19 protein-coding genes are annotated in these 17,098 nt (G+C 66.8%); 11 read left to right on the top strand and 8 right to left on the bottom strand.

Going from position 1 to position 17,098, the window contains the following annotated elements; all coding sequences use genetic code 11:
- Window positions 1–1,676: 1,676 nt before the first annotated feature.
- Window positions 1,677–2,891: an acetyl-CoA C-acyltransferase gene (locus F1643_RS05955; protein WP_194911758.1), complete on the bottom strand. Its 1,215-nt coding sequence runs from the start codon at window positions 2,889–2,891 to the stop codon at window positions 1,677–1,679.
- A 159-nt stretch (window positions 2,892–3,050) separates the two neighbouring features.
- Between F1643_RS05955 and F1643_RS05950 the strand changes: the two genes are divergently transcribed.
- The 4 genes from F1643_RS05950 to F1643_RS05940 all read left to right on the top strand — a co-directional run bounded on the left by F1643_RS05950 (window position 3,051) and on the right by F1643_RS05940 (window position 5,231).
- Window positions 3,051–3,620 (top strand): TetR/AcrR family transcriptional regulator, encoded by a 570-nt coding sequence (locus tag F1643_RS05950; RefSeq protein ID WP_194911756.1) that lies wholly within the window; start codon window positions 3,051–3,053, stop codon window positions 3,618–3,620.
- Between the two features lie 197 nt (window positions 3,621–3,817).
- Window positions 3,818–4,270 (top strand): hypothetical protein, encoded by a 453-nt coding sequence (locus tag F1643_RS22405; RefSeq protein WP_255542460.1) that lies wholly within the window; start codon window positions 3,818–3,820, stop codon window positions 4,268–4,270.
- Window positions 4,158–4,604: a helix-turn-helix domain-containing protein gene (locus F1643_RS22400; RefSeq protein WP_370540501.1), complete on the top strand. Its 447-nt coding sequence runs from the start codon at window positions 4,158–4,160 to the stop codon at window positions 4,602–4,604. The genes F1643_RS22405 and F1643_RS22400 overlap by 113 nt, the downstream gene beginning before the upstream one ends.
- A 129-nt stretch (window positions 4,605–4,733) precedes the next feature.
- A complete protein-coding gene (locus F1643_RS05940) occupies window positions 4,734–5,231 on the top strand; it encodes an SDR family NAD(P)-dependent oxidoreductase (RefSeq protein WP_255542459.1) in 498 nt (165 codons plus the stop codon).
- On the opposite strand, the gene F1643_RS05935 is transcribed toward F1643_RS05940, so the two are convergent.
- Complete coding sequence (locus tag F1643_RS05935) at window positions 5,158–6,684, bottom strand: xanthine dehydrogenase family protein molybdopterin-binding subunit (RefSeq protein WP_370540492.1); 1,527 nt, start codon at window positions 6,682–6,684, stop codon at window positions 5,158–5,160. The genes F1643_RS05940 and F1643_RS05935 overlap by 74 nt on opposite strands.
- A gap of 5 nt (window positions 6,685–6,689) precedes the next feature.
- Between F1643_RS05935 and F1643_RS05930 the strand changes: the two genes are divergently transcribed.
- Entirely contained in the window at window positions 6,690–7,277 is a 588-nt protein-coding gene (locus F1643_RS05930; RefSeq protein ID WP_194911754.1) for a sensor histidine kinase, read from the top strand.
- Here F1643_RS05930 and F1643_RS05925 read toward each other — a convergent pair.
- Together F1643_RS05925 and F1643_RS05920 are read right to left on the bottom strand one after the other, a co-directional pair.
- Window positions 7,249–7,653 carry a response regulator transcription factor gene (locus F1643_RS05925; protein ID WP_370540491.1) on the bottom strand — a complete coding sequence of 135 codons (405 nt, stop codon included), beginning with the start codon at window positions 7,651–7,653 and terminating at the stop codon, window positions 7,249–7,251. The two genes, F1643_RS05930 and F1643_RS05925, sit on opposite strands and share 29 nt — an antisense overlap.
- A 125-nt stretch (window positions 7,654–7,778) precedes the next feature.
- Complete coding sequence (locus F1643_RS05920) at window positions 7,779–8,630, bottom strand: alpha/beta fold hydrolase (RefSeq protein WP_194911751.1); 852 nt, start codon at window positions 8,628–8,630, stop codon at window positions 7,779–7,781.
- A gap of 477 nt (window positions 8,631–9,107) precedes the next feature.
- Here F1643_RS05920 and F1643_RS05915 point away from each other — a divergent pair, with 477 nt between their 5' ends.
- The 4 genes from F1643_RS05915 to F1643_RS05900 are packed head-to-tail and all read left to right on the top strand — an operon-like array spanning window position 9,108 to window position 11,091.
- Window positions 9,108–9,287, top strand: a complete 180-nt coding sequence (locus F1643_RS05915; protein WP_194912152.1) for a hypothetical protein — start codon at window positions 9,108–9,110, stop codon at window positions 9,285–9,287.
- Window positions 9,288–9,295: 8 nt separating this feature from the next.
- Window positions 9,296–9,655, top strand: a complete 360-nt coding sequence (locus F1643_RS05910) for a hypothetical protein (protein ID WP_194911748.1) — start codon at window positions 9,296–9,298, stop codon at window positions 9,653–9,655.
- Window positions 9,656–9,662: 7 nt separating this feature from the next.
- Complete coding sequence (locus tag F1643_RS05905) at window positions 9,663–9,935, top strand: hypothetical protein (RefSeq protein ID WP_194911745.1); 273 nt, start codon at window positions 9,663–9,665, stop codon at window positions 9,933–9,935.
- A gap of 40 nt (window positions 9,936–9,975) precedes the next feature.
- Window positions 9,976–11,091, top strand: coding sequence for an IS5 family transposase (locus F1643_RS05900; RefSeq protein ID WP_370540500.1), 1,116 nt, complete (start codon window positions 9,976–9,978; stop codon window positions 11,089–11,091).
- Window positions 11,092–11,186: 95 nt separating this feature from the next.
- On the opposite strand, the gene F1643_RS05895 is transcribed toward F1643_RS05900, so the two are convergent.
- The 4 genes from F1643_RS05895 to F1643_RS05880 form a co-directional block, all read right to left on the bottom strand.
- Window positions 11,187–11,642: a hypothetical protein gene (locus F1643_RS05895; RefSeq protein WP_194911741.1), complete on the bottom strand. Its 456-nt coding sequence runs from the start codon at window positions 11,640–11,642 to the stop codon at window positions 11,187–11,189.
- Window positions 11,643–11,665: 23 nt separating this feature from the next.
- Window positions 11,666–11,824, bottom strand: coding sequence for a hypothetical protein (locus tag F1643_RS05890; protein WP_194911739.1), 159 nt, complete (start codon window positions 11,822–11,824; stop codon window positions 11,666–11,668).
- An 8-nt stretch (window positions 11,825–11,832) separates the two neighbouring features.
- Entirely contained in the window at window positions 11,833–12,045 is a 213-nt protein-coding gene (locus F1643_RS05885) for a hypothetical protein (protein ID WP_194911736.1), read from the bottom strand.
- Between the two features lie 96 nt (window positions 12,046–12,141).
- Window positions 12,142–12,977 (bottom strand): IS5 family transposase gene (locus F1643_RS05880; RefSeq protein WP_255542458.1). Its coding sequence is split into 2 segments (ribosomal slippage): window positions 12,142–12,593 and window positions 12,593–12,977, totalling 837 coding nucleotides; the frame shifts between segments, so codons are not numbered across the junction.
- 1,578 nt (window positions 12,978–14,555) lie between these two features.
- Here F1643_RS05880 and F1643_RS05875 point away from each other — a divergent pair.
- Together F1643_RS05875 and F1643_RS05870 are read left to right on the top strand one after the other, a co-directional pair.
- Window positions 14,556–15,437: a response regulator transcription factor gene (locus F1643_RS05875; protein WP_194911733.1), complete on the top strand. Its 882-nt coding sequence runs from the start codon at window positions 14,556–14,558 to the stop codon at window positions 15,435–15,437.
- Window positions 15,418–17,028: a sensor histidine kinase KdpD gene (locus F1643_RS05870; protein ID WP_255542457.1), complete on the top strand. Its 1,611-nt coding sequence runs from the start codon at window positions 15,418–15,420 to the stop codon at window positions 17,026–17,028. The genes F1643_RS05875 and F1643_RS05870 overlap by 20 nt, the downstream gene beginning before the upstream one ends.
- Window positions 17,029–17,098: the final 70 nt, after the last annotated feature.

Genomic DNA, 17,098 nt, shown 5'->3' with positions numbered 1-17,098 from the left:
GGTGATGAATCTGCCCGGTGGCGGCAAGGGTGCCCTGGACGGTTTCCTCGGGGCAGTCAGGGGATTGGATGCCCTGCTGATTCTCGACAACTGCGGGCATCTGATCGAAGAGGTCGCCATCGTTGTCGAGGGCATCCTGGCCACGGCTCTGGACATCGACATCCTGGTGACCAGCCGCGAGATCCTGCGCGCGCAAGGCGAGTGGGTTTACCGCCTGCCGCCCTTGTCCGTTCCGCCGGGGCAGGAAAGCACGTTGACTGCCGAGCAGGCACTGACCTTCCCGGCGGTGGAGCTGTTCGTCGAACGGGTGTCGTCCGGGGATAGCATGTTCCGCCTGTCGGATGCGGACGCACCGGTCGCCGCGGAGCTCTGCCGCCACCTGGACGGTGTTCCGCTCGCGCTGGAATTGGCGGCCCGGGTGCCCCTGCCGGGCATCCATGGTCTGGCGGCGAGTCTGGACCGGGCCTTCGACGTTCTGCGCGGCGGCCGTCGCACGGCACTGCCCCGTCACCAGACCCTTCGGGCGACGCTGGAGTGGAGCCACCGCCTGCTGGACGAGCGCGAACGCGTTGTCCTGCGCCGGCTTTCGGTTATCCGCGGGGCTTTCACCGGCGACCTCGCCATCGGCGTCGCGGCCTTCGGCGCGATTTCGGAGGAGGGCGTCGTCGAGGGCATATCGGAGCTGTCGAAGAAGTCGCTGCTGTCCGTCGAGCACCGGCTGCAGAGCGTGCAGTTCCGCCTGCTCGAAACCACGCGCCAATATGCGGCGGAGCGGCTTCAGGAAAGCGGCGAGGCTGACGTGGTCTTCCGCAATCGGGCGCGGCATCTGTGCCGGATGCTGGCCGGGTCGCAGTCGACGAACACGATGGCTTGGAACGTCGTGTACGGGACCCGGGTGGACGATGTTCGCAGCGCACTGGAATGGTCCCTGTCGCCTGCCGGCGATTTGGCGACCGCCGTCGACCTGACCGTCGCGTCGGCCCCGATGTGGTTCCAGCTGTCGCTGACCGATGAATTCCGCCGGCACGCCGAGACGGTGCTGCAGTCCGTCCGGCGACAACCGGAACCGGACTTGCAGTCCGAAATGTCGATCACGGCGCATCTGGGCCCGGCGCTTTGGAATTCGCTCGGCCCGGCACCGGAGGTCAAGGCCGTGCTCCTGCGTGGAGTTGAGCTTTCGCAGCAGCTCGGCAATAACGGATACCAGCGCCGCGCCCTGTGGGGATTGTGGCTCTGCTATCTGGCCCTCGAGAAGGACCAGGAAGCGCTGGAGGCGGCGGAGCGCTTCGGCCAACTCCTGGGAACGCCCGTCGATCCGGGGGCAGAGTCCATGCATCAGCGCATGATGGCCCTCGGCCTCCTCACGGTGGGCGAGTTCGACCGTGCACGCGGTTTCGCCGAGCGGTGCCTGAGTGCACCGGCCCCGACCACCGGATCGAGTCTGCGAGGCTACCAGTTCGAACAGCGGATCGTCTCCCACACCCATATGGCGCGCATATCCTGGATCCAGGGCCATCCGGACCGGGCGCGGGAGGCGATCCACGAAGCGGTGGAGCAAGCGCTGGCGTCGGGCCATACGCTCTCCCTGTGCTTCGCCTTGGTGGGGCCACGCTACGTCCCGGTGCAGGCGAGATATAGAAGGATGCGCCCGTCTTTGGGACGCCGTTCCGGGCGCCTCATCCGACCCTTTCGATGGCGATGGCCGTGGCTTCTCCGCCGCCGATGCACAGCGACGCGACACCCCGGGTCAACCCGCGTGCGGCCAGCGCGTGCAGCAGAGTCACGATCAGCCGCGCCCCCGTGGCACCGATCGGATGGCCAAGCGCGCAGGCACCGCCATTGACGTTCAGGCGGTCGGGCGCGATGCCCAGGTCACGCCGGGCGGCCATGGCGACGACGGCGAAGGCTTCGTTGATCTCGAACAGGTCGACATCGCCCACCGACCAGCCGACCTTGTCCAGCAGCTTGGAGATCGCCGGGATCGGGGCGGTGGTGAACCAGGCAGGGTCCTGGCTGTGGGTGGCATGGCCGCGGACTTCCGCCAGGATCGGCAGGCCGGCCGCTTCGGCAACCGACCGCCGGGTCAGTACCAGCGCGGCGGCGCCGTCGGCATTGGCGGAGGAGCTGGCGGCGGTGATCGTTCCATCACGGCGGAAGGCCGGCTTCAGCGCCGGGATCTTGTCGGGGGAGACCTTCAGCGGGTTCTCGTCCTGTTCGACCGCCCGCTCCCCGCCCTTGGCCGGGACGGCGACCGGCACGATCTCGGCAGCGAAGGCGCCGCTCTCCACCGCCTTGCGGGCGCGGGTCAGCGTCTCGGCCGCATAGGCGTCCTGTTCGGCGCGGGTGAATCCGTAGGAATCGGCCGTTGCCTCGCCAAAGTCGCCCATGGCGCGGCCGCCCTCATAGGCGTCCTCCAGCCCGTCCAGCATCATGTGGTCCAGCAGCCGGTCGTGGCCGATGCGGTAGCCGCCGCGCGCCTTCGTCAGCAGATAGGGGGCATTGGACATCGATTCCATGCCGCCGGCCACCACGATGTCGGCCGATCCGGCACGGATCAGGTCATGGGCCAGCATGGTGGCCTTCATGCCGGACCCGCACACCTTGTTGATCGTCGTGGCGCCCGTCGCATCGGGCAGTCCAGCTCCACGGGCCGCTTGCCGGGCCGGCGCCTGTCCCTGTCCGGCGGGCAGCACGCAGCCCATCAGCACCTCGTCGATGCCGGCGGGCGGCAGGCCTGCGCGTTCCACCGCCGCGGCAATGGCGCGGGCGCCGAGTGAGGTTGCCGGCAGCGCCGCCAAGTCCCCCTGGAACCGCCCGAGCGGCGTGCGAACGGCGGACACGATGACGATGGGGTCCTGGATGGAAAGGGATCGGCTGAGGTCGTTCTGCATGATCGCGGTCTCCGGATCGGTCGAGCCCCGTGGGCGGAGTTTTACATGATGATCATCATGTTTGCATAATTGATGATGGCCGTCATATAATTTTGCGATGGAGCCCGGAGAGATTTTTGCGAGAGACACCGGCCGGGCTCCGGCTACGGAAGGTGAATCATGCGGGTGAGCAAGGAACAGGCGGCGGAGAACCGGCGCCGGGTCGTGGAGGTGGCGAGCGCGCTGTTCCGCGAACGCGGCTTCAACGGGATCGGCGTCGCCGACCTGATGAAGGAGGCCGGACTGACCCATGGCGGCTTCTATGGGCAGTTCGCGTCCAAGGAGGATTTGGCTGCGGAGGCCTGCGCCAGCGCGATGGAGGCGACGGCACGGCGCTGGGCCGAGGCGCCGGGGACGAAGGGCGATGACGGGCTGGCGGTGATGCTCGAAAGCTATCTGTCGCCGCGTCACCGCGCCCACAGTGCCGCCGGCTGTCCCATCGCGGCGCTTGGCGTCGATGTGGCCCGGCAGGGCGGAGTGGCGCGCAGCGCCTTCACCCGCGGATTGCGCCCCTTCATCGACATGCTGCAGCGTCTGGTGCCGGGCCGCTCGGAAGAGGCGAAGCGCAAGGCGGCGCTCGCCACCCTGTCGGGCATGGTCGGCGCCCTCATCCTCGCCCGTGCCGTCGACGACCCCGACCTGTCGGACGAGATCCTGGAGGCGGCACGCACCAGCCTGACCAAGCCGTGAGCCCTGAGCGGGCGATCCGGGCAATCCGCCGCCTCGGCCGGGACAGAGCAATTCGGGAAAACGCGTCCGGCGGCGATGTCTGGAATCGTGGTATCTTTGACATTCCAGACAAGACGACTGCGGCATAGTCTGGGTCCCGCCGCATCCACAGGCTTGCGGCTTGCGGGCATGACAAGGCTGACAAGGCGGGGCGGGACATGCTCACCATCGGTTTCCTGGTGTTCGACGATTTCCAGGTGATGGGACTGGCTGCGCTGTCGGCGTTCGAGATGGCGAACTTCGTGCTCGGCCGGCCGGCTTATCAGGTCCATGTCCTGTCGGAACAGGGCGGACCGGTGCGCAACTCGCTGGGCTTTGCCGTGGAAACCCGGCCCTTCGGCAACGGCTTCTTCGACACCACCGTCACCATCGGCTCGCTGCGGGTCAAGCCGTCCACCCCCGGCCTTCTGGCCTATCTGCGCGAGGCGGCGGGGGAGCCGCGCCGGGTCGCCGGCATCTGCACCGGAGCCTGTCGCCAAGGCGGTGGCGCGCAAGCTGGTGGTCTATCTGCGCCGGCCCGGCGGACAGTCGCAATTCTCCGCCCTGCTGGATCTGGAGCCGCGGTCCGACCGCGTGCGGCGGGCGCTGGTCCATGCCAAGGAGAACCTTAAAAACGAGCTGTCGGTGGAGGAGCTGGCGGAGGTGGCCAATCTCAGCCCGCGCCAGTTCAGCCGCCTGTTCCGCCAGGAGACCGGCCAGACCCCGGCCAAGGCGGTCGAGCATCTGCGGCTGGAGGCGGCGCGCGTGATGATGGAGGAGGGGCGCCATTCGATGGACGTCATCGCCCCGCGAAACCGGCTTCGCCGACCGCGAGCGCATGCGCCGCGCCTTCCTGCGCGCCTACGGCCAGCCGCCGCAGGTGGTTCGCCGCGCTGTGGAGAGCAGTCGCACTTCGGCGCTGGAGTAAGCGGCGTCCGGACCTGTGCCGAGGCGGCTAATACCTAGATATGGCTCCGCCGGGACGCCGGGTGCGGTAGATTTTCAGATCATCCAGGACAGAGCTTCCTTGGGGAATACTTCCGTTCCCCGAATGCCGTCCCTTGCCAAAATTCAAACAAGGACGGGCTTTACTCAATGCAACTCACCGGCAACACCATATTCATCACCGGCTCCACCTCCGGCATCGGCCGCGGTCTGGCCGAGGCGTTCCACAAGCTGGGCAATAAGGTCATCATCGCCGGCCGGCGCAAGGCCCTGCTGGATCAGGTGACCGCCGCCAATCCCGGCATGAAGGGCATCGACCTGGACATCACCGACCCGATCAGCATCCAGGCCGCCGCCGAACGGCTGGTCGCCGAGAACCCGACGCTGAACGTCCTGATCAACAACGCCGGCATCATGCCGTTCGACGATGCCTCCGGCCCGATCGACGACACGCAGGCCCAGTCGATCATCACCACCAACCTGCTCGGTCCCTTCCGCATGACCTCGGCACTGATCGAGCATCTGAAGGCGCAGCCGCGGGCGGTGATTCACGCGCGGCGGGGCAGGGACGTTCTCAGACCCCGATCTTGTTCTTCGCCAGCGGCAGGCTGCGAATGCGCAGGCCGGTCAGTGCCGCCACCGCATTGACGACCGCCGGCGGGACGCCGGGCAGGCCGGGCTCGCCGACGCCGCCCATCGGGGCGCCGCTTTCCACGATCTCGACATGCACCGCGGGCATGGAGCGGCGCGACAGGATCGGGTAGTCGTCGAAATTGTGCGACTGGCGGACGCCGTCCTTGTAGACGAGTTCCTCGAACAGCGTGGCCGACAGGCCGAGCGCAACGGCCGATTCCACCTGCGACTTCACGATGGCGGGGTTGACGATGCTGCCGGGATCGAAGGCGACCCAGACATTGTGGACCTGCGTCTCGCCACCCTGGACCGACACCTCGGCGATGGTCGCCGTCTCCGACCCGAAGGGGGAGGCCATGGAGACGCCGCGGGCGCGGCGGCTGCCGTCCACTTCGTAGGGGCCGCGCTTCCAGCCGCCGGACATCGCCGCTACGGTCTCCAGCAGCTTGGCATGGCGCGGCTTGTCCTTCGGCAGCTCCATCCGCAGGGCGAAGGGATCCTGGCCGCCGGCATCGGCGATCTCGTCCAGGAAGCCTTCATAGAAGAAGTCGTTCATCGAATGGCCGACGGAGCGCCAGAAGGCGATGGTCACGGGATGGGGGAACTTGACGTACTCCATCCGCCGGTTGGGGATGGCGTAGAGCTTTTCCGTGATGCCTTCCACCGCCGAGCTGTCGACCGGGTCCTTGAACACCGCGCCGAACCTGCGGCCGAGCGACCCTTCGCCGACCGTGCGCGCCTGGATCGCGGTGGGGCGCCCATCGGCACCGATGGCGGCGCGGAAGCGGCTGAAGCTCAGCGGGCGCAAGGCGTCCATGCGGAACTCCTCCTCGCGCGACCACAGCACCTTCACCGGCCGGCCGGTCGCCTTCGCCAGTTGGATCGCCTGCAGGAAGGGGTTGGCGCTGCCATAAAGGAAATGCCGGCCGAAGAAGCCGCCCAGGATCGGCGAATGCAGGATCACCTTCTCCGGCGCCAGCCCGGCGGTCTGGGCCGCCACCGACTGGAACAGCTCCGGCATCTGGTTGGGTGCCCACAGCTCCAGCGTGCCGTCCGGGTTGAAGCGCGCCATGGAAGAGGGCGGCTCCAGCTGGCCGTGGACCAGATAGGGGGCGTCGTAGTCCGCCTCGATCACCTTGGCGGCCTTGGCGAAGGCGGCCGCGGCGTCGCCCTCCGTCTCCGCCGGAAGCCCGGCCTCGGTGGAGGATTTCAGCGCGGCCAGCAGCCCGTCCGACGCATAGTCGGCGGCCACCGTGTCGAATCCCGTGGTGGCGGGGGCGGACCAGCTCACCGACAGCGCCTCCACCGCCTTGCGGGCGCGCCACCAGCTGTCGGCGGCGACCGCCACCGCACCCGGCAGCTTGTGGACGGAATGGACGCCGGGCATCGCCGCCACCGCGGCCTCGTTGGCGACCACCAGCCTGAACCGCATCACCGCCAGCACGCAGCATGCGGTGCGGGTCGTCACGAAAAATGCGCTCCTTTGCGCGGCGGGGGGAACTGTCCACCACGCCGATGAAGCCGCATGACTGCATCGCCGACGCGGTCACTCTGGTGGAGCATGAAGCCTGTCGGCAGAAGACCAGGATCGCCATCGACGTGCCTGCGCATCTGCCGCCCGTCATCGGCGACCGCACGCAGATCCAGCAGGTCATCGTCAACATCGCCTACAACGCGATCCAGGCCATGCAGGCGGCGAAGTCGCCGGAGCGCCGTATCGCCATCGCCGCGGCGGCGGACGGGGCGGATGCCGTGACCTTCACCGTCACCGACAGCGGACCCGGCATTCCGGACGACGTGCTGCCGCGGATCTTCGATCCCTTCTTCTCCACCAAGCAGGAGGGGATGGGGCTCGGCCTGTCGATCTGCAAGACGATCGTGGAGGAGCATGGCGGACGGCTGTGGGCGACCAACGGTCGTGACGGCGCGCCGGGCGGCGCCAGCCTGTCCTTTTCGTTGCCGGTGGCGGGGCCGGCTCAGCCGGCGAAGTGGTATCCTCCGGCGGTGGTGTCGCTGCGGCAAGGCTGGCCGGTCATTGGGCGCGGTCCCGTTCGGTCTTGAGGACGTTTTCGATGAGGACGAGCAGGCTTTCCGGGTCGAGCGGCTTGGTCAGAAAGGCGCTGACCCCCTGTGCAAGCGAGCGGCTGCGGGCCGCCTGCGTGGCGAAGGCGGTCATCACGATCACGGGATGGCTGCGGCCTTGCTGCAGCAGCACCATATGCAGGCTGAGTCCATCCATGCCGGTCAGGTTCAGATCGGTGATCAGGCAGTCCGCCTTGTCGTCGTAGGCGATGAATTCCTCCGCCGAGGAAAAGGTGCGAACCTGCATTCCGACCGACCGCAAGAAGCTGTCCAAGCTCTCCCGGATGCTTTCATCATCGTCGACGACACAGATGGTGGGAACACTCAGCACAACATCGCACTCCAGCCGCGGCACGGCCCGTCAACAACCTCCCTTGCGGCCGACTCATTTCAACAGGTGGAGCAGGATGCGGCATTCATACCTGCGTATGGGTTGACCCCCCGCAGCGCCGGGCGCGGCCCTGCGGGGGCGAAGCAGCTTCAGGCCTTGAAGAAGGCCAGCAGGTCGGCATTGATGGTTTCCGCATGCGTGGTCGCCATGCCGTGCGGAAAGCCCTTGTAGACCTTCAATGTGCCTTTCGGCAGCAGCTTGGAAGACAGAAGGGCGGAATCGGCGATCGGCACGATCTGGTCGTCGTCGCCGTGCATCACCAGGACCGGGATGTCGATCTTCTTCAGATCCTCGGTGAAGTCGGTCTCCGAAAAGGCCTTGATGCAGTCGTAGTGGGCCTTGGTGCCGCCCATCATCCCCTGCCGCCACCAGTTGTCGATGACGCCCTGCGAGACCTGGGCGCCGTCGCGGTTGAAGCCGTAGAAGGGGCCGGACGGGATGTCGCGGAAGAACTGGGCGCGGTTGGCGGCCAGCGCTGCGCGGAAGCCGTCGAACACCTCCAGCGGCAGGCCGCCGGGATTGGCCTCGGTCTTGACCATGATCGGCGGAACGGCACCAAGCAGAACCGCCTTTCCCGCCCGCGAGGTGCCGTGGCGCCCCAGATAACGCGAGACCTCGCCGCCGCCGGTGGAATGGCCGACATGGAAGACGTTCTTCAGTTCCAGCCCGGTGACGACGGCCAGCACGTCGTCGGCGTAAGTGTCCATCTCGTTCCCGGTCGCCGTCTGGGTGGAGCGGCCATGTCCGCGCCGGTCATGGGCCACGACGCGGTAGCCCTGGTTCAGGAAGAACAGCATCTGCGCGTCCCAGTCGTCGGCGGTCAGCGGCCAGCCATGGTGGAACATGATCGTCTGGGCGTCGCGCGGTCCCCAATCCTTGTAATAGATCGAGACGCCGTCCTTGGCGGTGACGAACCCGTCTTCGGTCTTGCCTATGGTCATCGTCCGTTTCCCTTCCCTTTGCTGGACAGAGCTGTTGCCGGCGGGCTGGCGTTCGGCCGCCGCGGCGGTGGTCGCGACGGCAGCCGCGGCGATCGCGGTGCCGACGATGAAGCTGCGGCGCGTGGCATCCTGCGCCGACGTCGTGTCTTCGGATCGCGTGGTTCAAGTCCTCATATGTGCGTCAACGGTTCGGCTGATTGGCGCCGCGGTTCGCCGGTGCTCCAATGGCTACAGGAATTGGGCGCTTTTCAAAGCTATCCCTAGGTATTACTAATATTTCCAGGGAAATAACCGGGATGTCCAAGGGGTTGATATAGATTGCTTTGTGTCTTGATTTGCAGATCTGCTGCAAAAAGGGATGCAATGCTCTCCATTCGGTATCTCAGATGTGCCGCTCCCTTTTTTTGCGAAGGCTAATTGACGGAATTCTTATGAATGCTTCGCACGCTCCGGATGGTCGAAAGAGGGGGAAGGGATATGGCATCGTCGAATTCCGCTGGCGGCAGTCCGCCCGCGCCATCGCGTCCCGCCGCCATCCTGGCGCTGTCGATCGGCAATGCGGTGGAGCTTTACGACTTCACCATCTACAGCTTCTTCGCCCTGACCATCGGCAAACTGTTCTTCCCGGTCCAATCGGAGTTCGGTCGCTGCTGCTGATCGTTCCGGTGGGCCTCCATCTGCGCCGCCTGCTTCCGGAAACGGCACGGCCCGATCCCGGCCACGCCGTCCTGGCAGAGTTGCTGGCCCGTCACCGGGCGAAGCTGCTGATCGGCGCTCTTACGATCATGGGCGGCACCGCCTCCACCTACGTCAACATCTTCTTCATGCCGACCTACCTGATCCGGATGGTCGGGCTGCCGCCCCAGACCGCTTTCCTGACGGGCTGCGTCGCGGGGGCGACGATGCTGGCGGTGGCTTCCGCTGGCCGGGCTTCTTTCGGATCGCCTGGACCGGCGCCGTCCCTTCGTCGTCTGGACCGCGCTGGCGAGCGACCGTCACCGCCGGCTGGTTGCGGTCTTCCGTGATCCGGTCATGCTCCTGCGCCAAATCCTCGTAGCCCTGCTCCTGTTCGGCGATCTCGGCCGTCAGAGCGTGAAGTTCGCTCCGGCAAGCCGCGCTGTCACTCTGCAGGGCTGCCAACGCGGTGGTGTGCTGTTCCGCGGCGAGGCGCCTCTCCTCCTGCCGCAGGGCGTCGATCGACGCGATGAAGGCCGTCAAGGCGCCGTCGACGGCACGGGCTTCCGCCGCGGACAGCAGATCGCCGACACAGCGTGCAGGCGGTGCCGGATCGGATGTGCCGCCTAGCAGGATGCGGAAAAAGGCTGTGCTGCGGCGGGCTCTCGTGATTCTCTCTGCTGGCACAGGGTGCGGTCGGAGAGGGGATGATGCGCGATCGGACGAACGCAGCGAGGGTCTTTTCAGCTACGTGAGCTGTGAGGCGCGGGTTCCGGCCAATCACCCGCTGCGGCCGATCCGGGCCATCGTGGATGAAGCGCTGGAGGTGATGTCGCCCGCCTTCGAAGGCCTGTACTCGAAGATCGGGCGGCCGTCGATCCCGCCGGAGAAGCTGCTGCGGGCTCTGCTGCTCCAGGCCTTCTACTCGGTGCGCTCGGAACGCCAGCTGATGGAACAGCTCGATTACAACCTGCTGTTCCGCTGGTTCGTCGGCCTGTCGATGGACGCCCCGGTATGGGACGTTACGGTGTTCACCAAGAACCGTGAGCGTCTGCTGGCCGGGGATGTGGCGGCCACGTTCCTGGCCACCGTGCTGGGTCAGCCGAAGGTCAAGGCGCTGCTGTCGGACGAGCACTTCTCGGTGGACGGCACGCTGATCGAAGCCTGGGCCAGCGTGAAGAGCTTTCGGCCCAAGGACGGCAGCGGCGAGCCGCCGGGGCCGGGGCGCAACGGCGACCGCGACTTTCATGGCGAGAAGCGGTCCAACGAGACCCATGCCTCGACCAGCGATCCCGAGGCGCGGTTGTACCGCAAGGGCAACGGGCAGCCGGCGAAGCTGGCCTTCATGGGCCATGCGTTGATGGAGAACCGTCACGCCCTGGTGGTGAATGTCCGGCTCACCGCGGCCACCGGTCTGGCTGAACGCGAAGCGGCGGTGTCCATGATTGAGGCCATCCCCGGCCGCCACCGCATCACAGTCGGCGCCGACAAGGCTTACGACACCAAGGATTTCGTGGCGAACATGCGCAGCTTGGGCGCCGCTGCGCATGTTGCGCAGAACACGAGCAACCGCCGCTCGGCGATCGACGGCCGGACCACCCGCCACCCCGGCTACGCCGTCAGCCTGAGAGTCCGCAAACGGATCGAGGAGGTGTTCGGCTGGATCAAGGGAGCCGGCTTGCGCAAGACGCGTCATCGCGGCACGGCCCGCGTCGGTTGGATGTTCACCCTGACCGCTACCGCCTACAACCTGATCCGATTGCCCAAGCTGCTGGCGGCGGCATAATCACGCCCGGAATCCGCCTGAATGGCGGTTCCGGGAGCCGCAGAGCGCGAAAAGGCGCTCTATTCTGATGAAAACGGGCGTCAGAACTCCCATTCTCAAGCCGCAGCGGGGGAAAAAGGCCCGAATATGTTCGTTTTTCCGCGCCCTGCTAGAGCCTCCCGGCAGCGGCGGCGCAGTTCACTGGGCAGCGTCGCGCCGTCGCCACGCGCCTGCCGTGTCAGAAGCGCGTCCTTCTCAGCGACGGGGAGAGCCTGGATGAATACGCCGAGCGCCCCATCGGCGAGCGGGTCGGTGCTCTGCTCGTCTCCCTCCGCCGCTGAAGCGAGCAGATCCTGATCCAGCTGGACGTACTCGACGAAGGCGCGCAAGGCGTCGTCGAGCCGCGATAGGCCTGGAGGCCGAGGCGCTTCGGCATCGTCCTCACCCACCTCGCCGCGCTGCACGGCGAGCAGCCACCCGAGATAGAGGCAGCGCAGATCGCCCTCCAGCAGTTGGGCGCGCAACGGGGCCAGGGCGAAGCTGCCGCCGGAGGCGCAGGCGGCACGCGCCAAGGTGAAGGCGGTCCTCTGCGACGTCAGCGCGACCGGCCTCGCTCGCCAGCAGCGCTTTTGTTGACGCTGTAGCCACGGGTGAGCAGGAAACGCGACAGCGAAGCCGGGTGGGCCGTGACGCCACGCTCGGCTTTCAGCTTGACCGCCGGTTCGGGCATGGTGATGTCGCCTTGCTTCTCCACCCAGCCGATCAGGAAATCGGCATGTGGCGCCAGCTTGCCGCCACCGGGCGGACCCCCTGCCGGGCCGGTTCCAGCGAACCCGTCGCCGCCATCCGCTGGGCGAGCCGTATGCTCGTGCTCGCGCTCACACCGAACCGGTGCGCCGCCGCCCGACGCGAACCGCCTTGCTCGATCTCTCCGCAAATCCGGACCCGAAGGTCCGGCGAATAGCTGCGACCCATGATCCACCTCCAACGACGGTGAATCATGACAGCCGTCCAAACGCAACCCTCGATCCCGATTTCAGGCGAGACGCTCTAAGAGTCTGTCCTGAAAGATTATTTCCGAGCAAGCCTCCGGAGCATCAGGCGGATCATAGCGATGCGTATGAAAGCAACGGAGGTGCGGAGGTACTGCTCGTAATGTCGGACGAGGCGTCGGCAGCGGGTGAGCCATGACAGCGTTCGCTCAACCAGCCATCGCTTTGGGAGCACGACAAAGCCTTTGGCCTGATCGGAGCGTTTGACGATCTCCAACTGCCAGTTACCGGCCTCCTTCACCTTGGTGGCCGCGACCTCTCCTTGGTAGCCGCCATCGGCGAAGATCACCTGGATGAAGGGGAACAGCGCGCGGGTTGCCTTGTCGAGGACCAGGGCTGTGCCGTCGCGGTCCTGGATGTCGGCAGGGTGGACGGCGACGTTCAGGAGCAGGCCTAGCGTATCGACGAGGATGTGGTACTTGACGCCTTTGATCTTCTTGCCCGCGTCATAGCCGACCGGGTCCGCCGCAGGCCCCCTTTTTCCGCCGTGCGGACGCTCTGGCTGTCCACGACGGCGGCGGTCGGGCTGGCCTCGCGGCCTTCCCGTTCGCGGACCTGTTGGTAGAGGTCATGATGGATGCGCTCCAGCGTGCCATCCCAGGCCCACAGGTGCAGATAGCCGTGTACCGTGCTGCGCGGCGGCAGGTCCTTGGGAAGGTGGCGCCACTGGCAACCCGTCTCCAAGACGTACAGCACACCGTTCAGCACCGCCCGGACGTCGACGCTGCGGTGCCGGCCACCGCGTCGTGCCGGCGGGATCAGCGGCTCGACGATCCGCCATTCCTCATCGCTCAGGTCGCTCGGGTAACGCAGCATGCTACGATTATGGCGCTCCCGCTTCTCCGGCCTCCACATCCTCACCTCCGTCTTGGAGGCTCCTTTGAATCACAACTGATTCATCCGATTCAACTTCTTCTCGGACGGGCTCTAAGATCTGCGTGAACCCGTGTCCACCGAAGCCAGGGCAAGATCAAAGTCCAACTCCCCAAACCGCCCGAATAATGGAAATACTAAATTGTACGTAATGCAAACTTGACTGCGCCGTCCGTTCGGCGCATGATGGCGACCGTGATGGATGGTGCCGAAAATGCATTGTTCCCACGACGCCGACCGGCTTGACGGCCGGCCGGAACCACGGCTGGAGTTCCAGAGGCAACACCCTGCGGCCGCTGTCATGCGCGCCGCCACATGACCTGTTGCCCGTCCGGCTGAGCGGCGGCGGAGCCATACCCGGGTGGCTCCGCCGCCGATTGTTTTTTTGGGCTTTGGCCCACGACGGCCTCATTCCCGTCCGATCCCGGCCATCTTCCTGCCTCATTCCTGTCACGTCCTGTCGCTCTCCGCCTGTACCCCACAAAGCGGTCGACGCAGAATGGACCTGACCCAATTATGTACCACTTTTGAGCAAAGCACAGGGAGTTCTCCTGACGCATTCGCTCGAAATTCAAACGAAAATCCGCAAAATATTGGTAGGTTTTCGCAAAATGGGGGTATCTGCTGTGGCTTTAACGCGCCATTAACCAGAATGGACTGAGTTTAGGGTCATCAGACGCGGTCAACTCCAACTCAGACGCGAAGTAAACTTTGCGGTCAGATGGAAACGGCCGGTTCCGTGTTAATGCCGCTATAGCCGACCATCTCGTGTTCGTCCCTCCAGTGTTTGCCCTCCAGCATTTGAAAGGCTCGCCCCCATGACCGTGCCGGCAGTCCTCCGCGATGTGGCGCAGTTCGGCGCCTACGCCGCCGGCCGGGGCCGACATGCGGGCCTGCTGGTCGCGGTCCTGCTGCTGGCCGGCTGCCCGGCCAACACGGCCGGGCCGGGATGGGGCGGACCCGATATGTCGGCGCCAACCCGAACGCCCGTCCGGCTTCCCCGCCGGTGCCCAGGCAGAAGCCGGTCCGCAAGATTGCCGACGCCGCATCGCTGGCGCCGAACCTGCCGATGCCGCAGCCGGGCCCGCCGGTGACGAACGGCGACGTGGCGGCGGCCAGCACCGACGCCAATACCGCCGCCACCCAATTGGCGGCCATCGACCCCCGGACGGCGAACGCCTCGGCCATGCCGGCCGTGGGGCCGGCCGTGGGGCTGACGCCCACCCCTCCCGCCAACCACCAACGCCGACCCCGACAGTCTTGTCGGGCTGGACGAAGTCCAGACTCTCAACCTCCTGGGGTCCCCTGTTGCAAGGGAAGAGGCGCCTCCCGCCAAGATCTGGCGGTATTCCAAGGGTGACTGCACCCTCAAGGTCTTCTTCTTCATGGATATGACCTCGTCCCAGGACTTCCGCGCCCTCTCCTACGATATGAAGAGCAGCCAAAATGTCCCTGACGCCGACCACCGATGCTTCGCCCAACTCCTCGCTCACGCTGACGCAGGGCGCCCTGTCCGCCCCGGGATTCAGTAAGGCGGAGTCGAACAAGGGAATGTCCGCAATGACCGAACCGACCATTGCCCGCATCGCTCTGGTGGACGACGACGATCTGTTCCGTGAGTCGCTCAGCCTCAACCTCGGCGACGAGGGATACGAGGTCATCACCTTCGACCGCGGCGAGCCGGCGCTCGATTTCTTCGCCGCCGACGGATCGGTCGACATCGTCCTGCTGGACTGGCGCATGCCAAAGCTCGACGGCATCGACGTCCTGCGCCAGATGCGCGCCCGCGGCATCGCCACCCCGGTGATCTTCCTGACCGTGCTGTCCGACCAGATTTATGAAGAGGCGGCGCTGGCCGGCGGCGCGCTGGACTTCGTGGAGAAGTCGCGCAGCCTGTCGATCCTGCTGAAGCGCATGCGCCTGATCCTGGACGGCACCAAGGGCGATGCGGTCAAGGGTGCCGAGGATGCGGAGGCCGGCGGCAACGCCACCATGCATCGCCTGGGCGAGCTGGAACTGCGCCTGGACAACAGCCGCGCCTTCTGGAAGGGCAAGCGCATCGACCTGACGCTGACCGAGTTCAACATCGTCAAGCTGATGTCGACCCGCCCGGAAGAGGACGTGTCCTACCGCGAGATCTACGACCTCGTCCACGGCAAGGGCTTCGTCGCCGGCTACGGACCGTCGGGCTACCGCGCCAACGTCCGCGCCTTCATCAAGCGCATCCGCCAGAAGTTCCGCTCGGTCGACGCCAATTTCGCCTGCATCGAGAACTATCCGGGCTTCGGCTATCGCTGGGGCAAGGGTGAGAACCCGGCCCAGGGCGGCGACGAGGACGGCGTGGACACTGCCCCGGGCAACGGCACGCGCAATGGCCAGCGCGGTGGCCAGCGCGGTGGAATGAGCGAGGACATGCTGATCAATGGCGCTGCTGCCGAGTGACCTCGCGATGCGGGCGCCCAGACAAGCGTCCGCCCGCCTGCTTTGGCTGTGGCGTTCGATGGCGAGCCGCCTGGTGCTGCTCACCGTCGTCTTCGTCGCCGTGCCGGTTCTGCTCTACGACCAGTTCCAGCGCGCCGACGAGGCCTCGCAGCAGCTCCTGCTTAAAAGCGCCCAGCGCCAGGGTGAACTGATCGCCCGCGCGCTGGAGCCGGAACTTCTGGGCGTCGACCGCACGGCCCTTCCCAGCCTCAGCAGCGCGCTGGCCCGCTACGGCGACGACCGCACGCGGCTGAAGCTGCTGGTGCGTCCGCGCGTGGCGGCCACCGGGGCCGCGGCGCTCAGGACCGGACCGGAACCCTTCTTCTATGTCGCGGCGGCGCCCAGCCTGTCGACCGCCGACATCGATGCCGAACGGCGCCTGCTGCTCGAACAGGGCGTGGCTGGACCGGCTGGGGTCGAGCTGTGCCGGCAACTCCACGCTGGCGATGCGTGTTCCCCATGCCGAAGGCGGCGAGGAGGTGCTGTCCTCCATCACCCCGATCAAGACCAGCTTCGGCTGCTGGGCGCTGGTGACCAGCCATGCGACCGAGGCCTACATCTCCTCCTCCATCGGCCGTCCCTATTGGAGCACGCCGGCGGTCCAGGCCGCCGCGGCGATCTATCTGGCGATGGCGGCCCTGGTGCTGGCCGTGCTTGCCGGCGTCTGGCGCAACCTGAACCGCTTCGGCGATCTGGCCCGCCGCATCGTCGGCGGCGAGGATGGTGCCCGACCAGGAAGGCCGAAACGCCTCCTTCGCCGCGCGCAACACCGTGCCGGAACTGGCCGGGGTGGCGGAGGATTTCGACCGGCTCGTTTCCACGCTGCGCGACAGCGCCCAGTCGCTGCGCCGGTGCGGCGGAGGACAACGCCCACGCCTTCAAGACGCCGATCGCCGTCATCCGCCAGTCGGTGGAGCCGCTGCGCCGCGCCCTGCCGGCGGAGAACGCCCGCAGCCAGCGCGCATTGACGATGATCGAGAAGTCGCTGGACAAGCTGGACGGCCTGGTGTCCTTCGCCCGCCGCATGGACGAGGCGGCGGCCGACCTGCTGGCCCCCTCGCGCCGCCGCGTCGACCTGTCGTCGCTGGTGGAGCGGATGGCCGGCGGTTATACCGGTCTGCTGGCCGAACGGCGCCTGCACATGCGCTCGCGCATCGATGCCGGGCTGGTGGTGCGGGCCAGCGAGGAGACGCTGGAAACCATCGTCGAGAATCTGGTGGAGAACGCCGTCAGCTTCTCGCCGGCCGACTCCGCCGTCAGCGTCCGCCTGACCCGCAACGGCCGCTGGGCCGAGCTGGTGGTGGACGACGAGGGACCGGGCGTCGATCCGGCGAACCTGGAACGCATCTTCGAGCGCTACTTCTCCCACCGCGAACCCGGCCGCGGCATGCCGGAGGACGAATCGGCCGCCCATCAGGCGGGGGCTGCGCATTTCGGCATCGGCCTGTGGATCGTCCGCCGCAACATCGACGCCTTCGGCGGCCGCGTCAGCGCCGAAAACCGCCCGACCGGCGGACTGCGCATGACGGTGATGCTGCCGCTGGCGGCGTGACGGCGCGCATGACGGGGGCCGTCACCGGCAAACAGGCTTCGGAGTGGCGCGGTCGGCGCCGTTCCTGCTA

It is taken from the genome of Azospirillum sp. INR13 (assembly GCF_015390205.1).
In the GTDB taxonomy this organism is placed as follows: domain Bacteria; phylum Pseudomonadota; class Alphaproteobacteria; order Azospirillales; family Azospirillaceae; genus Azospirillum.
This window is presented reverse-complemented; position numbering and strand designations above follow the sequence as displayed.

Bases quoted from the DNA above. Each gene is read 5' to 3' on its own strand.
- F1643_RS05915 (WP_194912152.1), top strand. From the start codon at position 9,108: ATGGCATCGTCGAATTCCGCTGGCGGCAGTCCGCCCGCGCCATCGCGT.
- F1643_RS05940 (WP_255542459.1), top strand. From the start codon at position 4,734: ATGCAACTCACCGGCAACACCATATTCATCACCGGCTCCACCTCCGGC.
- F1643_RS05955 (WP_194911758.1), bottom strand. From the start codon at position 2,891: ATGCAGAACGACCTCAGCCGATCCCTTTCCATCCAGGACCCCATCGTC.
- F1643_RS22405 (WP_255542460.1), top strand. From the start codon at position 3,818: ATGCTCACCATCGGTTTCCTGGTGTTCGACGATTTCCAGGTGATGGGA.
- F1643_RS05930 (WP_194911754.1), top strand. From the start codon at position 6,690: ATGCGCTCCTTTGCGCGGCGGGGGGAACTGTCCACCACGCCGATGAAG.
- F1643_RS05870 (WP_255542457.1), top strand. From the start codon at position 15,418: ATGGCGCTGCTGCCGAGTGACCTCGCGATGCGGGCGCCCAGACAAGCG.
- F1643_RS05950 (WP_194911756.1), top strand. From the start codon at position 3,051: ATGCGGGTGAGCAAGGAACAGGCGGCGGAGAACCGGCGCCGGGTCGTG.
- F1643_RS05885 (WP_194911736.1), bottom strand. From the start codon at position 12,045: ATGGGTCGCAGCTATTCGCCGGACCTTCGGGTCCGGATTTGCGGAGAG.
- F1643_RS05905 (WP_194911745.1), top strand. From the start codon at position 9,663: ATGCTCCTGCGCCAAATCCTCGTAGCCCTGCTCCTGTTCGGCGATCTC.
- F1643_RS05875 (WP_194911733.1), top strand. From the start codon at position 14,556: ATGACCGAACCGACCATTGCCCGCATCGCTCTGGTGGACGACGACGAT.
- F1643_RS05920 (WP_194911751.1), bottom strand. From the start codon at position 8,630: ATGACCATAGGCAAGACCGAAGACGGGTTCGTCACCGCCAAGGACGGC.